Source organism: Bradyrhizobium macuxiense (genome assembly GCF_001542415.1).
GTDB lineage: Bacteria > Pseudomonadota > Alphaproteobacteria > Rhizobiales > Xanthobacteraceae > Bradyrhizobium > Bradyrhizobium macuxiense.
The window spans coordinates 209,537-226,565 of the sequence record NZ_LNCU01000041.1; the positions used below are offsets into that span (position 1 = coordinate 209,537).

Here is a 17,029-nt window from a genome sequence, read left to right on the forward strand (position 1 = left end):
AAGCCACTAGCCCGCCGGACCGGCGTCCTCGAGGATCGGGCCGAACAGCTCCCAGCGTTCGCCGTTGAAGCGCATCATCTGGAGCTGTTTATTGACGCGATAGTCGTTCGGCGTGGTGTTGCCTTTGATGCCGGGCAGCGCCATGTCGAGCTCGACGTTCTTCAGGTTGGTCGCCTGCTTCAGCACGTTCTCGCGCGTCAGGTTGTCGCCGCACTGCTTCAGCACGTGCACCATCAACTGCGCGGTCGAGTAACCGTAGGTGTTGAAGTTCGAGTTCTTGTCGCCGTCGGGATAGTACTTGGCCATGAAGTCGAAATAGCGCTTCATGCCCGGATCGTCCTTCCACTGCGGGTCGGCCGGATCCTTGCCGTAGTTGGTGCTGATAAGGCCCTTGGAGGCCTCCAGGCCTGCGGGTTGCAGCACGGCGCCGACCGAGGTGGCGTTGATGTCGACGATCTGGACCGGATGCCAGTTCAGCTCGTAGATCTTCTTGATCGCCTGCGCGGCCTGCTTCGGCGTCGAAGCCGAGAAGAACAGGTCGGCACCGGAATCCTTGATCTTGATGATCTGCGAATCGATGGTCGGATCGGACACTTCGTAGGAGGCTTCCGACACCACCATGCTCGCGGCCTTGGCGCCGAGGCCGGCCTTGAGGCCGTTCAGATAGTCCTTGCCGAGGTCGTCGTTCTGGTAGAGCACGCCGATCTTGGCGTTCGGGTGCTCCTTCAGGATGTACTGGCCGTAGATGCGGCCTTCGACGAAGTAGTTCGGGTTGAAGCCGAGCGTCCAGGGGAAGTTCTTCGGGTCGGTGAACTTCGAGGCGCCGGTGGCGGCGAACAGCTGCGGCACCTTCTTGGCGTTGAGATATTTCTGCACGGCGGCGTTCGACGGCGTGCCGACTATCTGGAAGGTCAGGAGCACCTCGTCGCTCTCGACGAGCTTGCGCACCTGCTCGACAGCCTTCGGCGGCGAATAGGCGTCGTCATACTGGATCAGGTTGATCTTGCGGCCGTTGATGCCGCCCTGGTCGTTGATCATCTTGAAATAGGCGGCCTGGGTCTTGCCGATGCTGGCGTAGGCCGAGGCTGGACCGCTGAAGGGAACCGTCTGGCCGATCTTGATCTCGGTATCGCTCGCGCCGGGATCATACTTCTTCTGCGCGAGAGCCGGTGACGCTGCCAGCGCCATCGCCAGCGCCGTGCCCGTGACCAGGTGGAGAATCCCATTCCTCATAATGCTGCTTCCTCACGTGATTGATAATTGGCCGATGATCTCGTCCGCGGGCTCAAATTCCCGAAGTTGTCATCGCTGGGCCGGGATACTGTCGGAACGCTTGTTGCAACGCAAGACGATCGCTGCCGAAAAGGTGAGCGATTTCAGTCAACCAAAGTAGGGGGCGCCGCAAAAAACAAACCGGCGCAGCGGCAATGCGCTGCGCCGGTCTTAGGTGACTTAGTCAGCAAACGGTCAGGCTAACCCGCCGGTCCGGTATCCTCGATGATCGGGCCGAACAGCTCCCAGCGCTCGCCGTTGAAGCGCATCATCTGCATCTGCTTGTTGATGCGATAGTCGTTCGGCCCAGTGGTGATCGACATGCCGGGCAGCGCGAGGCTCGGCACGAACTTGTTCAGGCTGGTCACCTGCTTCATCAAGTTTTCGCGGGTGAGGTTGTCACCGCACTGCTTGAGCACCTGGATCAAGAGCTCGGCGGTCGAATAGCCGTAGGTGTTGACCGTGTTGAGCTTGTCCCCTTCCGGATAGTATTTGTCCATGAAGGCGAAATAGGCCTTCACGCCGGGATCGTCCTTCCACTGCGGATCGGCGGGATCCTTGCCGTAGTTGGTCGAGATGATGCCCTTGGAGATGTCGAGGCCGGCGGGCTTCAGCGTCGCCGACACCGGGCTCGCATTGATGTCGAGGATGTGGACCGGGTGCCAGTCGAGGTCCGCGACCTTGCGGATCGCCTGCGCGGCGAATTTCGGCGTCGATGCGTCGTAGAGCAGGTCGACGCCGGCGGCCTTCAGCTTGACGATTTGGGAGTCGACGGTCGGGTCGGTCAGCTCATAGGACACTTCCGCGACGATCATGCTTGCCGCCTTGTCGCCGAGCCCGCTCTTCAGGCCGGCGATGTAGTCGCGGCCGAGATCGTCGTTCTGGTAGAAGATGCCGATCTTGGCATTTGGATGATTGGCCAGGATGTATTTGGCGTAGATGCGGCCCTCGGACTGGTAGTTCGGATTGAAGGCGATGGTCCACGGCGCGTTCTTGGGATCGGAGAAGCGCGAGGCGCCGGTCGAGGCGAGCAGTTGCGGCACCTTCTTCGCGTTCAGGTATTTCTGCACGGCGGCGTTCGACGGCGTGCCGATGATCTGGAAGGTGAACAGCACCTCGTCGCCTTCGACGAGCTTGCGCACCTGCTCGACCGCCTTGGGCGGCGAATAGGCGTCGTCATACTGGATCAGGTTCAGCTTGCGGCCGTTGATGCCGCCCTGATCGTTGATCATCTTGATATAGGCCGCCTGTGTCTTGCCGATGCCGGCATAGGCCGACGCGGGCCCCGAGAACGGCACGGTCTGGCCGATCTTGATCTCGGTGTCGGTCGCGCCGATATCATATTTCTTCTGCGCGGCGGCTGAAGTAACGGACAACGCGATCGCAAGCGCACTCGCAGCGAGCAATTGCACGCCTCTCATGTCGTGACCTCCCATGTTGCCGATGATCTTGTCCGCAGGAAGCTTTCCCCTGGCGGATGTCATCGTTGCCGGGATGATGGAGGAAGGGGTGGGCCATTGCAAGGCAATGCCGCCTGCGCGCGGTGTCGCGGAATTCGGGTGGACGCCGGTGGCCCGGAGGTGAAAAGTATCGCGGACCGATACCGATTTGCGCGAGACGACGATGGCTGCCTACAAGACACCGCAAAAGACACCGCGAACGTTCAACCTCGACCGCCTCAAGACCCCGATCGGGACCGCACTGCTGGTGACCGACGCTGACGGCGTGTTGCGCGCGCTCGATTGGGATGACTATGAGGGTCGCATGCTCGAGCTGCTGCGGCTGCACTATGGTGTAGTGACATTACGGGACGGCCGCGCGCCGCGCGAGCTTCGTGAGGCCTTGAGCGGCTATTTCAAGGGCGACCTCGACCGGCTTGCCGATATCAGGTGGCGTGTCGCCGGCACGGCCTTCCAGCAGAAGGTCTGGCACGCATTGCCGAAGATTCCGCCCGGCACCACCATGAGCTACGGCGCGCTAGCCGCGAAGCTGAAGGCGCCGAACGCGATGCGCGCCGTCGGCCACGCCAACGGCTCCAATCCGATCAGCGTCGTCGTGCCGTGCCACCGCCTGATCGGCGCCAACGGCTCGCTGGTCAAATACGGCGGCGGGCTGGAACGCAAGCGCTGGCTGCTGCGCCACGAGGGCGTGGAGGTCTAGCGGCGGCTGACGGTGGCCGGTGGGTCGACGATCAATCGAGGTCCCCGCCCGACATGTTGCGCATGTCTCTCACAATATAGAGAAATACGATGAGCGTCGGCGCCCAGGCCAGTATCGCTCCCACCAGCATCGCATCTACGGTTGTCATGGCCCGCTCTCGTCAGGACACTTTCTTCGCGGGACCTTCGGTTCCGGGGAGGCGGTAGAGCCATTTCCAGTAGGCTGCGTTACGCTGCAGCCTCTGCTTGTAGATCTCGAGACACTTCGTCGAGCAGAATTGCTCAAAGTGCCAGCTTCGCCGGATCAGTCCGAAGGGACGCCTGCAGTCCGGATTGCCGCAATGGTTCGTCATGACGCGGCCTCCGCATTGGAACGCCGCATCCAGCGGATAAAGTTCTCCTGGCCCTTGTACAGGCACAAGCGCCCGCAGAAGCGCTCGCCAGCGGGGTTTCGCAAGGAGATGATGTTGGGGTCTTCACCGTCACACTGAGAGCAGCGCGGTTCTGTACGCATGGCGATCTCGCTCCGAGGAATTGCCATTTGCCGATCAAAACGTCTGGTGCTGGACTTTGTCTTCGCCCTTCCCGGAGAACGAGTTCGTTCGTCCCGGAGGGTGATGCGGATTCTTGCGCCGTCACCGCGAAGGTTCAAATTGTCCAGATGTTTGGCGGGATCATCCATGCGTATAGGCTCAGTGCACCGCCCCCGCTTGAGCTCATTCGCCTCCTGGCGCGCTGGTTTGCGCCAGGGCCGCGTCGAGGCATTTGATCAGGGCTTCGCCGCCGAAGGGTTTGATCAAGAAGCAGACGGCTCCCGCCTTTAGAGCCCGGCTGCGATCGCTTTCGACCGAGAAGGCTGTCACGAAGATGAAGGGAAAGCGCCGTCCGCTTGCAAGCAAGTGCGTCTGCAGATCGAGCCCGCTCATCGCCGGCATTCTGACATCCGTGATCACACACGATGTGTCGTTCAGGTGCGGCGAAAGCAGGAACTCTTCCGCCGACGCGAACGTATGGACCACATAGCCGAGTGACCTGACGAGATTGTGGGTTGCGGCGCGAACCGACACATCATCGTCGATGATTGATATGACCGGCGGGTGGGGCAAGGGGATCCTTCCTGGGGACGACCAGCGGGTATCGGTCCATTGCTGGACGGTCGCGCGAGCGCACAGTGCGTCGTGAACCGGGGTCGGAGAATCATACTTAGGTTTGCGCCCCGCCGGATCCTGGCCCCACCCCGAGCAGCTGGGCCATCCGCACCAGATCCGGCAATGACTTAGCGGCCATCTTTCTCATGATATGCCCGCGGTGTATCTTCACCGTGATCTCGGCCACCCCGATTTCGGCTGCGACCTGCTTGTTCATGAGCCCCGCGGTGACGAGAGCCATCACCTCCCGCTCGCGAGGCGTCAGGGTGGCGAAAGCCGCACGCAGGTCTGAGAGAACCTTTGCTTCGTCGCGGCGGCTTCTGTCGCGCTCGATCGCCGTGGTTACGGCATCCAGCATGTCCTGATCTCGAAATGGCTTGGTCAGGAAATCGACAGCTCCGGCCTTCATCGCCCTGACCGTCATCGGGATATCGCCATGGCCCGTCATGAAGATGATCGGGATATGAACGTCGGCTTTCGCCAACTCGGCCTGAAAGTCGAGGCCGCTTACTCGCGGCAGCCGGATGTCAAGGATCAGGCAGCTGGAGGCATCGGGAAGCTTGCTCCGCAGAAATTCATGAGCCGAGGCGAACACCTTGACCCGCAAGCCGACGGACCTGAACAGATTGCTCAGCGCGTCCCGCATCGATGCGTCGTCGTCGACGACGAAGACGATCGGTTCCTCGGCGCTTGCAGGAGCGTGAGGCGATGCCGCGCGCTCGATCACGGTGCGTGGTCCTCCTGAAGCAGTGGGAGCGTGAACTGAAAAGTCGCGCCGGGTCCGGCGTTGCCGGCCATCGAGAGACGACCACCATGGGCATCGATGATCGAGCGGCAGATCGATAACCCCATGCCCATGCCGGCCGATTTGGTGGTGAAGAAGGCGTCAAACAGCCGGTCGGCATTTTCGGCGGCAACCCCGAGGCCGCAATCGCTGACCGCAACCAGGATATGCCGGGCGTCATCCTGGCGTGTTCGGATCACGAGTTCGCGCGGCCGGTCCGTGACCGGCTGCATCGCCTCAATGCCATTGATGACAAGGTTGAGGATGACCTGTTGCAGCTGAATGCGATCGGCCGGAACCAGCGGTAGCCCGGGCGTCAGTTCCAGCCGCAAGGACACACGATGGCTCAGCAGTTCATGTTGAACCAGGCCAATCACCTCGTTGATGACGTCATTGATGGCAAGCGGCGCTTTCTGATCGATCGTCTTGTTCACCAGTGCGCGAACGCGCTGGATGACTTCGCCCGCCCGCTTGCCGTCCTTGATGATTGCTTCCGCCGCTCCGCGCGCCTCATTCAGATCGGGAGGCGCTCGGTCGAGCCAGCGCAGACATGCGGCGGCGTTGGTCACCACGGCGGCAAGGGGCTGGTTCACCTCATGGGCGATCGACGCGGCGAGCTCTCCCAGGGCCGTCACGCGCGTGACGTGCGCGAGATTCGCCTGAGACTCATGCAATTCCGCCTCGGCCCGCTTGCGGGCCGTGACGTCCGTTACCGCCCCGATAAACTCAGTATCGCCCGACGCATTGATCACCGCATGCGCCCTGGCGTAGACATGCTTGATTGCGCCGTCGGGCATCAGCAATCGGTATCCATGCTCGAAATCCTCGCGATCGCTGGACGCGCGGTCAATGGTTCGCCGCACGCGCGCGCGATCATCCGGATGGACGCGTTGAAGGACCGTGTTGTGCTTGATGGAAGGAACCTTGTCGAATCCGAACATTCTGAAGGTCTCTTCCGACCAGATGATCTCGCCGCTGGCAACGCGCCAGCCAAAGCTTCCGGTGTGGCTCAATCGCTGCGCTTCGGCGAGGTACATTTCACTTTGCTGCAGCGCATTCTCAGCCTGCTTGCGCTGCGTGATATCCTCGCATGCAATCAGGACGATCAATTGATCATCCAGCCGCCGCACGGCCTTGGCATTCTCGCGAACCCAGAGCCGCGAACCGTCCTTGCGAACCTTCCGGATCTCCCAGCTGTGGGTTTGACCGATATTGTCGAGACATGCTGACACGTTGTCCTGGACCAGGTGCCGGTCCTCGGCGGCAAAGACGATCAGCACGGATTGCCCGAGCAACTCGTCGACCGAGTAGCCCAGTTGTGCGGCACCAAACGAGTTGACGGAGAGTACGGTGCCTGCTGCATCGACCATGAAGTACATCACGGGGTTGTGCTCGAACACCTCCCTCCATTGTGCCTCGCTGTTGCGTAGCGCCTCGATCGCGGGCTCGTCGCCTCTTGTCCGGCCTTGCCGTATGCCCTCCACTTGCCTTTGGATGGAGCCCACCAGGCGCATCATGATCAATGCGGCGCCAAGCGCGGCGACGAGCAGTACGACGGCAATCAGATACGCAGGGGTTGCCGGCGCCGGACCAAGCACCAGCCAAATGCAGGCCGCCGTCCCGAGCGCCAGGACCATGCAGCCGAGCAGCCATTGCTCGGCCGGCCAGGACTTTATTGTCGGGTTGCGGTTCATCGGCAGCACGAAGCAATTGGCTATCGCGGGCCGCGCTGCGTCGCTAGGTGACCATTATCATCAGCGGCGACCACGTCGCCCTCGCAATAGCTTGTACATTAGCAGCTTTTCGATGTCCGGACGACATGATGCCATACTTTTGGTCACCCTCCCGGGCAGCGTCAGATCGCCCAGTGCGCGAAGCGCGGGCGTGTGCTCAGGTCCAGGTTGTAGCCGAAACCAAGGTATGACCCTCCCCACCAAAACGTAACGGCTGGATCAACCTCCGTTCAATGGCCGGTTCCACTTCGCGGAGTAGGCTCGTCGGGTGACTCGAGGACAGCGGGTCATCCGAAATTGCCGTGCCGAATAGCTCTTACCCTGACGTCTCGCCGGCCGCGCGCGTCTTGCCGCTGGCCCGGCGGGTTGCCGATCACCGACTTGGAGAACCGACCTGGAGATTTGATATGTCGAAAGCACCTCCGCACTTGATCCTTTGCTCCGACGACGTCGAATTCGACACGAGGCACCAGAGCTGCGACCGCAGCTTCCAGCCCGCCATCATCGACGGCGGCGAGCGAACGATCGACGCTTCGTGGGTCGCGCTGCTTGGGCTGTGCTATCTGAGCCTTTTGGCCGCCCAGGCAAATTATCTAGCCTTGCTGCGGGCGAGCTTGGCAGCCCTTGAGCCCGATGCCGGTTAGGGCCGTGCTCATATGCGAGAGCGCCTCTGCACCTCGTGCAATCTACTCCGGGCTCAGCCTGTGGGCTGTCTCGGAATGACGAGTGGAGAGCGCTGCTACGCCGCCGGCTTCGCCGCGGCGTCCTCGCTCGACAACAGGTGCAGCAGCGCGCTCTTGATCGCGGCCTGCCGGGTCGGCGCGGTGATCTGGGCGCCGAGCAGATCGGTGACGTAGAACACGTCGCGGGCGCGCTCGCCGAAGGTCGCGACATGCGCCGAGGCGATGTTGAGGTTGAGCTTCGAGATCGCCGTGGTGAGCTGATACAGCAGGCCGGGGCGGTCGAGGCCGGAGACCTCGATCACGGTGTAGCGATCCGACCACTGGTTGTTGATGGTGACCTCGGGCTCGACGATGAACGGCCGCGCCTTGCTGCGCACCGCGCGGCGTGCCACCGCCTCGGGCAGCCGCAGCTTGCCCTCGAGCACGTCCTCGATCATCTGGCCGATCCGGGTCGCGCGGCGGCCCTCGTCCTCGTCGCGGTCGTATTCGCGCGAGATCGAGATGGTGTCGAGTGCGCGGCCGTCGGTCGTCGTGTAGATCTGGGCGTCGACGATGTTGGCGCCCGCGGACGCACAGGCGCCGGCGATGATCGACAGCAGCCAGGGATGGTCGGTCGCCAGCAGCGTCAGCTCGGTGACGCTGCGCAATTCGTCGAAGCCGACATTGATCGCGAGCTTGTGGCCGGCCTGTTCGCTCGACCGGATGAAGCGCGCCTGGCGGATCTTGCGCGGCAGCTCGACCTTGAGCCAATAGGCCGGATAGTGCCGGCCGATATAGGCGTTGAGCTCGGCCTCCGGCCATTCGGTGAAGGCGGCGCGGAATTCGGCCTGCGCCATCGCGATGCGCTGGGCGCGGTTCACCTCCGAGAAGCCGCCGGTCAAGACCGGCTCGGTCTCGTAGTACAGCGTGCGCAGGAGCTGCGCCTTCCAGCCGTTCCAGACGCCCGGGCCGACGCCCCTGATGTCGGCGGTGGTCAGGATGGTCAGCAGCTTCATCTGCTCGACCGATTGCACCACGGCGGCGAAATTCTCGATCGTCTTGCGGTCCGACAGGTCGCGCGACTGCGCTACCGTCGACATCGTCAGGTGCTCCTCGATCAGCCAGGCCACAAGCTCGGTGTCGGCGGGCGAGAAGCCGAGCCGCGGGCATAGCCGCCGTGCGACCTTGGCGCCGGCGATCGAGTGATCCTCGGGCCGGCCCTTGGCGATATCGTGCAACAGCGTCGCGATATAGATCACCGGGCGATGCTCCGGACGGATCTTGCGGAACAGGTCGCTCGCGACAACGAACTCGTCGTTGCCGCCGCGCTCGATCTCCTGCAGGAAGCCGATGCAGCGGATCAGATGCTCGTCCACCGTGTAGTGGTGGTACATGTTGAACTGCATCATCGACACGATCTTGCCGAAGGCGCGGATGAATTGGCCGAGCACGCCGGTCTCGTTCATCCGCCGCAGCACGATCTCGGCGTTGTCGGAGGTCAGGATCTCCATGAACAGCCGATTGGCATCCTCGTTCTCGCGGAGCTGGGTGTTGATCAGTTTCAGCGAGCGCGTCACCGTGCGCATCGCGTCGGGATGGAAGGCGAGGTTGTTCTGCTGCGCGAGGCGGAAGATCCTGATGAGATTGACCGGGTCGTGCTTGAAGACGTCGGGCGCTGCGAGGTTAATGCGGTTGTTGTCGACGATGAAGTCGTCGCTGCCGGGCACCCGCCGCCGCTTGGCGGAGGGGCGGAAGCGCGCCACCATGCGGCTCAGCACCGGCGCGGGCTTCTGCTGCTCTTCCTCCAGCTTTGCGCACAGGATCGCGGTGAGGTCGCCGACGTCCTTAGCGATCAGGAAGTAGTGCTTCATGAAGCGCTCGACGTCCTGCATGCCGGGGTGCGACGTGTAGCCGAGCCGGACGGCGATCTCGCGCTGCATGTCGAACGACAGCCGTTCCTCGGCGCGGCCGGCGAAGAAGTGCAGGTTGCAGCGCACCGACCAGAGGAAATCGGCACAGCGGCGGAAGGTGCGATACTCCTGCGCGTCGAACACGCCGCGCTCGAGGAGCTCGTCGGTCTCGCGCACGCGGTAGACGTATTTGGCGATCCAGAACAGCGTGTGCAGGTCGCGCAGGCCGCCCTTGCCGTCCTTCACATTGGGTTCGACCAGATAGCGCGACTGACCGGCGCGGCGATGCCGCTCCTCGCGCTCGGCGAGCTTGGCGGTGACGAATTCGGCCGCGGTCCCCTGCACCACCTCCTTGTCGAAGCGCTCGACCAGCTCGTCGTAAAGCGGCCGGTCGCCGGTCAGGAATCTCGTCTCCAGGATCGCGGTTCGGATCGTCATGTCGCCGCGCGCCTGGCGGATCGATTCATCGACCGAGCGGGTGGCGTGGCCGACCTTCAACCCCATGTCCCAGAGGCAATAGAGGATCGCTTCGGCCACCTGCTCGCCCCAGGCGGTCTGCTTGTAGGGCAGGATGAACAACAGATCGATATCGGATTCCGGCGCCATCAGCCCGCGGCCATAGCCGCCGGTCGCGACCACGGCCATCCGCTCGGCGCCCGACGGGATCGGCGAGGGATAGAGATGCTGGGTCGCCGCGGCATAGAGGATGCGGATGATCTCGTCCTGCACGAAGCAGAGCCGTTCGGCGCAACGGCGGCCATGACGGTCTTTCAGCAGAAGCGCCTGCGCCTTGGTGCGCGCCGCGATCAGCTCGGCCTTGAGCAGTTGCGCCATCGCGGCGCGGAATTGGTCTTCGCCGCCGGAATGCCTTTCAGCGAGGGCATTGACCGCGGCGGTGATCCGTTCGGTCTCGAAACGATTGTCCGCTTCAGGGCGGGCTTCGACTACGACGCTGTCCATGCTTCCATCCGATAACGGACCGAGCCTTTGCTGTCACGGACCAAAGTATAAAGGCAGCAGCTCCATGCTGTTTCAACGGCGATTTGAGCAAGATCGTTCTCGCGCCGGTTCACAAAGGGTAGAGATTTTCTCGTTGACCGCAAGGCTAACTCATTGAAATAGAAGGGCGTTTCTTTATCACATCGAGGAGATCGACGAATGTCATTGTTGTCCCGGCGCGCGCTGGCCGCGCTCTTCGCGGTCTCGGCGCTGTTTCCAGGCTCAGCCTTCGCCGCCGACGCGCTGAAGGAGATCCGGATCGACTGGGCGACCTATAATCCGGTGTCGCTGGTGCTGAAGCAGAAGGGGCTCCTGGAGAAGGAGTTCGCCAAGGACGGCATCAGCATCGTCTGGGTGCAGTCGGCAGGCTCCAACAAGGCGCTCGAATTCCTCAATGCCGGCTCGATCGATTTCGGCTCGACGGCGGGTTCGGCCGCGCTGGTCGCGAAGATCAACGGCAACCCGATCAAGTCGATCTACGTCTATTCACGCCCCGAATGGACCGCGCTGGTCACATCAAAGGATTCGAAGATCGCCACCGTCGCCGATCTCAAGGGCAAGCGCGTCGCGGTGACCCGCGGCACCGATCCGCACATCTTCCTGGTCCGTGCGCTGCTCGGTGCCGGCCTCACCGAAAAGGACATCACGCCGGTGCTGCTGCAGCACGCCGACGGCAAGACCGCGCTGATCCGCGGCGACGTCGACGCCTGGGCCGGCCTCGATCCGATGATGGCGCAGGCGGAGATCGAGGACGGCGCCAGGCTGTTCTACCGCAAGCCGGACGCCAACACCTGGGGCATCCTCAATGTGCGCGAGCAGTTCCTGAAAGATCATCCGGATATCGTGCGCCGCGTGCTCGCCACCTATGAGGAGGCGCGGAAGGGCTCGCTGGCGAACTACGATGACCTCAAGAAGACCTTCATCGCGGTCACCAAGCTGCCCGACGCCGTGGTCGACAAGCAGCTCAAGGAGCGCACCGAGCTGACCCACAGCCGCATCGGCGCCCCGCAGCGCGAATCGATCCTGGCCGCGGGCCTCGCCTTGCAGCAGGCCGGCGTCATCGACGCCAAGGCCGACGTGAAGGCAGCGGTCGACAGCCTGATCGACGATCAGGTCCCGCTGCCCACCAACTAACTGTCGTCCCGGACAAGCGAAGCGCGATCCGGGACCCATAACCACAGGGCGTCGTTGTCGAACAAAGCTGTGGCCCCAGCCTGCTCCATCACAATGCCCTGTGGTGACGGGTCCCGGCTTTCGCCGGGACGACGCAGAATGGAGCAGGGCGAGCCCACCTTGCAATCCTGCCCGAAGGATAGTTCTTGCTATGGCCATGACCGTTGACCTGCCAGCGCTGGACCAGGGTGACGCGGGCGCGCGGCGTGCGGCGGCGGCGCGGTGGTCGCGTTTTGCGCGGCCGGCGCTCGGGCTGGCGCTGCCGGTCGCGCTCGCGCTCGGCTGGGAGCTCGTGGTGCATCTCGGCTGGTCGAACGGTCGGCTCGTGCCGCCGCCGTCGAAGGTTTTCGCCACCATCATGGAGCTTGCCAAGAGCGGCGAACTGACGCGCCACATCCTGGCGACGCTCTGGCGCGTCGGCGCCGGCTTCGTGCTCGGCGTCGTCGCCGGCACCATCATGGGCGCGATCTCCGGCTATTGGGGCCTGGCGCGGCGGCTCCTCGATCCGACCGTGCAGGCGTTGCGCGCGATCCCATCGATCGCCTGGGTGCCGCTGTTCATCCTGTGGCTCGGCATCTTCGAGACCTCGAAGATCGCGCTGATCGCGGTCGGCGTGTTCTTCCCGGTCTATCTCGGCGTGATGGGCGCAATCCTGTCGGTCGATCGCAAGGTCGTCGAAGTCGGCCGTGTCTTTCGCCTGTCCGGCTTTGCGATGATCCGCCGTATCCTGCTGCCTGCGGTGCTGCCGGCCTATGTCGTGTCGCTGCGCGTCGGGCTGGGTCTGGGGTGGATGTTCGTGGTCGCCGCCGAGTTCATGGGCGCGTCCGAAGGGCTCGGTTACCTCCTGATCGACGGCCAGCAGCTCGGCAAGCCGGCCCAGATCCTCGCCGCGATCGTGATCTTCGCGATCCTCGGCAAGCTCACCGACTGGCTGATCGAAGTCGCGGCCGCGCCGCTGCTGCGCTGGCAGGACGCATTCGGTGCGCGGGGAGGCGCGTGATGCTGGCGTTGAACGAGGTCGGCAAGACCTATCCCAACGGGGTCCATGCGCTGGAGCGTTTCTCGGCCGAAATCAGGCCGGGCGAGATCATCGCCATCATCGGCGGTTCCGGCTGCGGCAAGTCCACGCTGCTGCGCGCCATTGCCGGGCTCGATCGCGCCAGCACGGGCATGGTGACGCTGGACAATACGATAATCACTTCGCCGCATGCCAAGATCGGCATTATCTTCCAGGAACCGCGGCTGCTGCCCTGGCTCAGCGTCGCCGACAATATCGGCTTCGGCCTCGCGGAGCTTCCGGCGGGCGTGCGGCGCGAGAGGGTTGCGGCGGCGCTCGCCCGGGTCGGCCTCACTGATAAGGCCGCGGCCTGGCCGCGCGAGCTCTCCGGCGGGCAGGCGCAACGGGTCGCGATCGCACGCGCGCTGGTGCCGCAGCCGGAGGTGCTGCTGCTCGACGAGCCGTTCTCTGCGCTCGACGCCTTCACTCGGCGGGACCTGCAGGACCATCTGCTCGATCTCTGGGCCGATACGCGCCCGACCCTGATCCTGGTTACCCATGATGTCGACGAGGCCGTGGTGCTGGCCGACCGCGTCATCGTGATGCGGCCGCGGCCGGGCCGGCTGTTCGCGGAGATCACGGTCAATCTGGCGCGGCCGCGCGACCGCAATTCGGAGCTGTTCGATACCTTCAAGCGCCGCGTGCTGACCGCGCTCGACCGCTCGCTGGACCGCAACGTGCGCGACGTCACGGACAAATCGAACGCCGGCGAGGCGATGTGGTGGTGACAGCAGCGCGCTAAGGCCTTACACCGGAATAAAGAAGAACAGCCGGGAGCAGAACCATGGACTCCGCCGAACTCCGCGCAATGCAGGCCCCGATCAAGGAACGCTACAAGGTCGATCCGTCGACCGCCGTGATCACGCTGAAAGCCAAGGGCTCGATCGACAACGAAAGCATTTCCTGCAAGGTCGAGACCGGCCGCGCGCTCGCGGTCGCCGGCCTCCACCCCGCAACCGGCGGCTCCGGGCTCGAGCTTTGCTCCGGCGATATGCTGCTGGAGGCGCTGGTCGCCTGCGCCGGCGTTACGTTGAAATCGGTCGCCACCGCCGTCGAGGTGTCGCTCAAGACGGGTCATGTGTCCGCCGAGGGCGATCTCGATTTCCGCGGCACGCTCGGCGTCGACAAGGAGGCCCCGGTCGGCTTTCGAGAGATCCGCCTGCGCTTCGACGTCGGAACCGACGCGCCGCAGGACAGGCTCGACCTGCTGCTCAAGCTCACCGAGCGCTATTGCGTGGTCTACCAGACCATCAAGAACGGCCCGAAGGTCACGGTTTCGATGCAGCGGGTGTAGTTGGGCTTAGTCGGTGTCGTCCCGGCCGAGTGCGCGCTTGCGCGCGGAGCCGGGATCCATACGCCGTGCTCTCTCGGTTCAAGCCGCGCCGTCCGACGGCCTTCGCTCCACACGAATAGTCGTGGTTATGGATCCCGGCCTTCGCCGGGATGACGCAGAATGTCCCCCGACCTTCAGTTCCTCCTGATCCTCGTGCTGCGCATGGCCGTCGCGGCGGCATTCGTGGTCAGCGCGTCCATCATCACGGAGCGGTCGGGGCCGGTGATCGGCGCGCTGGTCGCGACATTGCCGATCTCGGCCGGGCCGTCCTACACCTTCCTCGCGCTCGACCATGACGCCGCCTTCATCGCCGAGGGCGCGCTGTCGAGCCTGCCGGTCAACGCGGCGACCATCTATATGGGCCTGACTTACGCCGTGCTGGCGCAGCGCTTCAGCATGTGGATCAGCGCCGGCGCCGCGATCGCGCTGTGGCTGGTGCTCGCCACCATCATGCGCCAGTTCGAGTGGACGCTGCTGGGCGGGCTTCTCGTCAACGCCGTCACCTTCGCGATCTGCATTCCGCTGCTGAAGCCTTATCGGCACGTCGCCAAGATGCCGCTGATCGCGCGGCGCTGGTACGACATCCCGCTGCGCGCATTGCTGGTCGCAAGCCTGGTCGGCACCGTGGTCACCGCATCCGGCTGGGTCGGTCCGCGCGTCACCGGCGTGATGGCGCTGTTTCCGATCGTGTTCTCCTCGATGATGTTGATCCTGCATCCACGCATCGGCGGCCCCGCCACCGCCGCCGTGCTCGCCAACAGCGCCTGGGGCCTGATGGGCTTCGGCCTCGGCATCGCGGTGCTGCATGTCGCCGTGCTGCAATTCGGCTCGCCGATCGGCCTCAGCTGCGCGCTCGCCACCTGCATCGTGTGGAATCTGGTGCTGTGGCGGAACGGGCGAAGGAAGACGGTGCGAGCCTAGCCACGCGTCATTGCGAGGAGCGTAGCGGCGAAGCAATCCATCGTCCCGCGTGCGCGGAGAAATGGATTGCTTCGCTTCGCTCGCAATGACGGTGAGACATACGATGAAAGCGCAGGCTGGGTTACCCCTTCGGCAGCTTCGCTTTCAACGCGTACAACGCATCCAGCGCCTCGCGCGGCGACATCTCGTCGGGGTGCAGCGCTTTCACTGCTTCCATCAGCAGGTCGGCCTCCCTCGGGGGCTTGTCCTCGGTGGCGGCGCGCGAGGGGACGGCGAATAGCGGCAGGTCGTCGGCGAGCGCGCGCGCGGTCTGGCCGCGGTCCTGGGCTTCCAGCTTTGCGAGCACCGATTTGGCCCGCGCGATCACGGCGGGCGGCAGGCCCGCGAGTTTCGCGACCTGGATGCCGTAGGAGCGGTCGGCCGAGCCCGGCAGCACCTCGTGCAGGAACACCACGTCGCCCTGCCATTCCTTCACTCGCACAGTGGCGTTGAACATACGCGGCAGCTTGGCCGAGAGCGCGGTCAGCTCGTGATAATGCGTCGCGAACAGCGTGCGGCAGCGGTTGCTCTCATGCAGGTGCTCGATCGCGGCCCAGGCGATCGAGAGACCATCGAAGGTCGCAGTGCCACGCCCTATCTCGTCGAGGATGACCAGCGATCGCTCGCTGGCCTGGTTGAGGATCACGGCGGTCTCGACCATCTCGACCATGAAGGTCGAGCGTCCGCGCGCTAGATCGTCAGCGGCGCCGACACGCGAGAACAGGCGGTCGACGATGCCGAGCCGCGCGCGTGATGCCGGCACGAAAGAGCCGATCTGCGCCAAGAGCGCGATCAGCGCATTCTGGCGCAGGAAGGTCGACTTGCCGGCCATGTTCGGACCGGTGATCAGCCAGAGCTGACCAGACTTCTGTCCCGGCGCCGGCGACAAGTCGCAGGCATTGGCGATGAAGGGTTGGCCATCGCGCTTCAGCGCCTGCTCGACCACCGGATGACGGCCGCCCTCGATCGCAAGGCCGAGCGAGCCATCGACCTCCGGCCGCACGTAATTGTCGTCGATCGCAAGCTTCGCGAGCGAGGTCGCGACGTCGAGCATCGCAAACGCATGCGCGGCGTTGCGTAAGTCGTCGCTGGCGGCGAGCGCCATCGCGCTCAGCCGTTCGAAGATCTCCAGCTCAAGGTTGAGCGCGCGTTCGCCGGCATTCGCGATCTTCGCCTCGATCTCGCCGAGCTCCGCGGTGGTGAAGCGGATCTGTCCGGCCAGCGTCTGGCGATGGATGAAGGTCGCGTTCAACGGCGGCGCCAGCAGCTTGTCGCCGTGCTGTGCGGTGACCTCGACGAAATAGCCGAGCACATTGTTGTGCCGGATCTTCAGCGTCTTGATGCCGGTATTCTCGGCATAGCGTGCCTGCATCGCGGCGACCACGAGGCGCGAAGCGTCGCGCAGATTGCGGCTCTCGTCGAGCGCGGCCTCATAACCCTCGCGGACGAAACCGCCGTCGCGCTTGATCAGCGGCAGCTGCTCGGAAAGCGCGCGGGAAAATTCCTGCGCAAGATCGCGCGAGGGTCGCCGCAGCGCCGCCATCACGGCCACGATCTCGGCCGGCGGATTGTCTGTCAGCGCCAGCAGCTCCAGCGCCTGATCGGCGGCGAGGATGCCGTCACGCAGGCTGGCGAGATCGCGCGGACCGCCGCGGCCGACCGAAAGCCGCGCCAGCGCGCGCGACATGTCGGGCGCGGCGCGCAGCACGGTTCTGATATCCTCGCGCGCGGCGCTGTCGGCGACGAAGGCCGAGACCGCATCGAGCCGCCGCGCAATCACGGCAACGTCGGTGAGCGGTGCGGCAAGGCGCTGCGCCAGCAGCCGCGAGCCGGCGGCGG

General features: G+C 64.2%; 16 protein-coding genes. 7 read left to right on the plus strand and 9 right to left on the minus strand.

The genetic code is table 11. The features are described from left to right. Positions 1–6 precede the first annotated feature (6 nt). Complete coding sequence (locus AS156_RS14890; protein WP_066505276.1) at positions 7–1,233, minus strand: ABC transporter substrate-binding protein; 1,227 nt, start codon at positions 1,231–1,233, stop codon at positions 7–9. 239 nt (positions 1,234–1,472) lie between these two features. Next, the gene (locus tag AS156_RS14895; protein ID WP_082747517.1) at positions 1,473–2,693 is read right to left on the minus strand and encodes an ABC transporter substrate-binding protein; all 1,221 of its coding nucleotides are present in this window, start codon (positions 2,691–2,693) and stop codon (positions 1,473–1,475) included. Positions 2,694–2,895: 202 nt separating this feature from the next. On the opposite strand from AS156_RS14895, the gene AS156_RS14900 reads away from it, so the two are divergent. Then, positions 2,896–3,432, plus strand: a complete 537-nt coding sequence (locus tag AS156_RS14900; RefSeq protein ID WP_066505280.1) for a methylated-DNA--[protein]-cysteine S-methyltransferase — start codon at positions 2,896–2,898, stop codon at positions 3,430–3,432. 160 nt (positions 3,433–3,592) lie between these two features. On the opposite strand, the gene AS156_RS14905 is transcribed toward AS156_RS14900, so the two are convergent. From AS156_RS14905 to AS156_RS14925, 5 genes are all read right to left on the minus strand, one after another. Then, positions 3,593–3,784, minus strand: a complete 192-nt coding sequence (locus tag AS156_RS14905; RefSeq protein ID WP_066505282.1) for a hypothetical protein — start codon at positions 3,782–3,784, stop codon at positions 3,593–3,595. Then, positions 3,781–4,113, minus strand: a complete 333-nt coding sequence (locus AS156_RS42055) for a hypothetical protein (protein ID WP_136626229.1) — start codon at positions 4,111–4,113, stop codon at positions 3,781–3,783. Before AS156_RS42055 ends, AS156_RS14905 begins: the two co-directional genes overlap by 4 nt. 34 nt (positions 4,114–4,147) lie before the next feature. Then, a complete protein-coding gene (locus AS156_RS14915) occupies positions 4,148–4,537 on the minus strand; it encodes a response regulator transcription factor (protein WP_066505293.1) in 390 nt (129 codons plus the stop codon). Between the two features lie 97 nt (positions 4,538–4,634). Continuing rightward, complete coding sequence (locus AS156_RS14920) at positions 4,635–5,306, minus strand: response regulator transcription factor (protein WP_066505294.1); 672 nt, start codon at positions 5,304–5,306, stop codon at positions 4,635–4,637. Continuing rightward, on the minus strand, positions 5,303–7,057 hold the full coding sequence (locus AS156_RS14925) for a PAS domain-containing sensor histidine kinase (RefSeq protein ID WP_201456039.1): 1,755 nt from the start codon (positions 7,055–7,057) through the stop codon (positions 5,303–5,305). Before AS156_RS14925 ends, AS156_RS14920 begins: the two co-directional genes overlap by 4 nt. 446 nt (positions 7,058–7,503) lie before the next feature. Between AS156_RS14925 and AS156_RS14930 the strand changes: the two genes are divergently transcribed. Continuing rightward, complete coding sequence (locus AS156_RS14930) at positions 7,504–7,740, plus strand: hypothetical protein (RefSeq protein ID WP_066505301.1); 237 nt, start codon at positions 7,504–7,506, stop codon at positions 7,738–7,740. Positions 7,741–7,835: 95 nt separating this feature from the next. On the opposite strand, the gene AS156_RS14935 is transcribed toward AS156_RS14930, so the two are convergent. Continuing rightward, on the minus strand, positions 7,836–10,628 hold the full coding sequence (locus AS156_RS14935) for a [protein-PII] uridylyltransferase (RefSeq protein ID WP_066505303.1): 2,793 nt from the start codon (positions 10,626–10,628) through the stop codon (positions 7,836–7,838). A 198-nt stretch (positions 10,629–10,826) separates the two neighbouring features. Between AS156_RS14935 and AS156_RS14940 the strand changes: the two genes are divergently transcribed. The 5 genes from AS156_RS14940 to AS156_RS14960 all read left to right on the plus strand — a co-directional run bounded on the left by AS156_RS14940 (position 10,827) and on the right by AS156_RS14960 (position 15,151). Then, the gene (locus AS156_RS14940; protein WP_066505305.1) at positions 10,827–11,801 is read left to right on the plus strand and encodes an aliphatic sulfonate ABC transporter substrate-binding protein; all 975 of its coding nucleotides are present in this window, start codon (positions 10,827–10,829) and stop codon (positions 11,799–11,801) included. 196 nt (positions 11,802–11,997) lie between these two features. Beyond that, complete coding sequence (locus tag AS156_RS14945; RefSeq protein ID WP_066505372.1) at positions 11,998–12,840, plus strand: ABC transporter permease; 843 nt, start codon at positions 11,998–12,000, stop codon at positions 12,838–12,840. Further along, complete coding sequence (locus AS156_RS14950; protein WP_066505315.1) at positions 12,840–13,625, plus strand: ABC transporter ATP-binding protein; 786 nt, start codon at positions 12,840–12,842, stop codon at positions 13,623–13,625. Before AS156_RS14945 ends, AS156_RS14950 begins: the two co-directional genes overlap by 1 nt. A 56-nt stretch (positions 13,626–13,681) precedes the next feature. Beyond that, on the plus strand, positions 13,682–14,191 hold the full coding sequence (locus AS156_RS14955; RefSeq protein WP_066505318.1) for an OsmC family protein: 510 nt from the start codon (positions 13,682–13,684) through the stop codon (positions 14,189–14,191). A 159-nt stretch (positions 14,192–14,350) separates the two neighbouring features. Then, positions 14,351–15,151, plus strand: a complete 801-nt coding sequence (locus tag AS156_RS14960; RefSeq protein WP_066505321.1) for a hypothetical protein — start codon at positions 14,351–14,353, stop codon at positions 15,149–15,151. Positions 15,152–15,272: 121 nt separating this feature from the next. Here AS156_RS14960 and mutS read toward each other — a convergent pair. Next, the coding region (gene mutS / locus AS156_RS14965; RefSeq protein ID WP_082747518.1) for a DNA mismatch repair protein MutS at positions 15,273–17,029 on the minus strand (1,757 nt) is incomplete at its 5' end.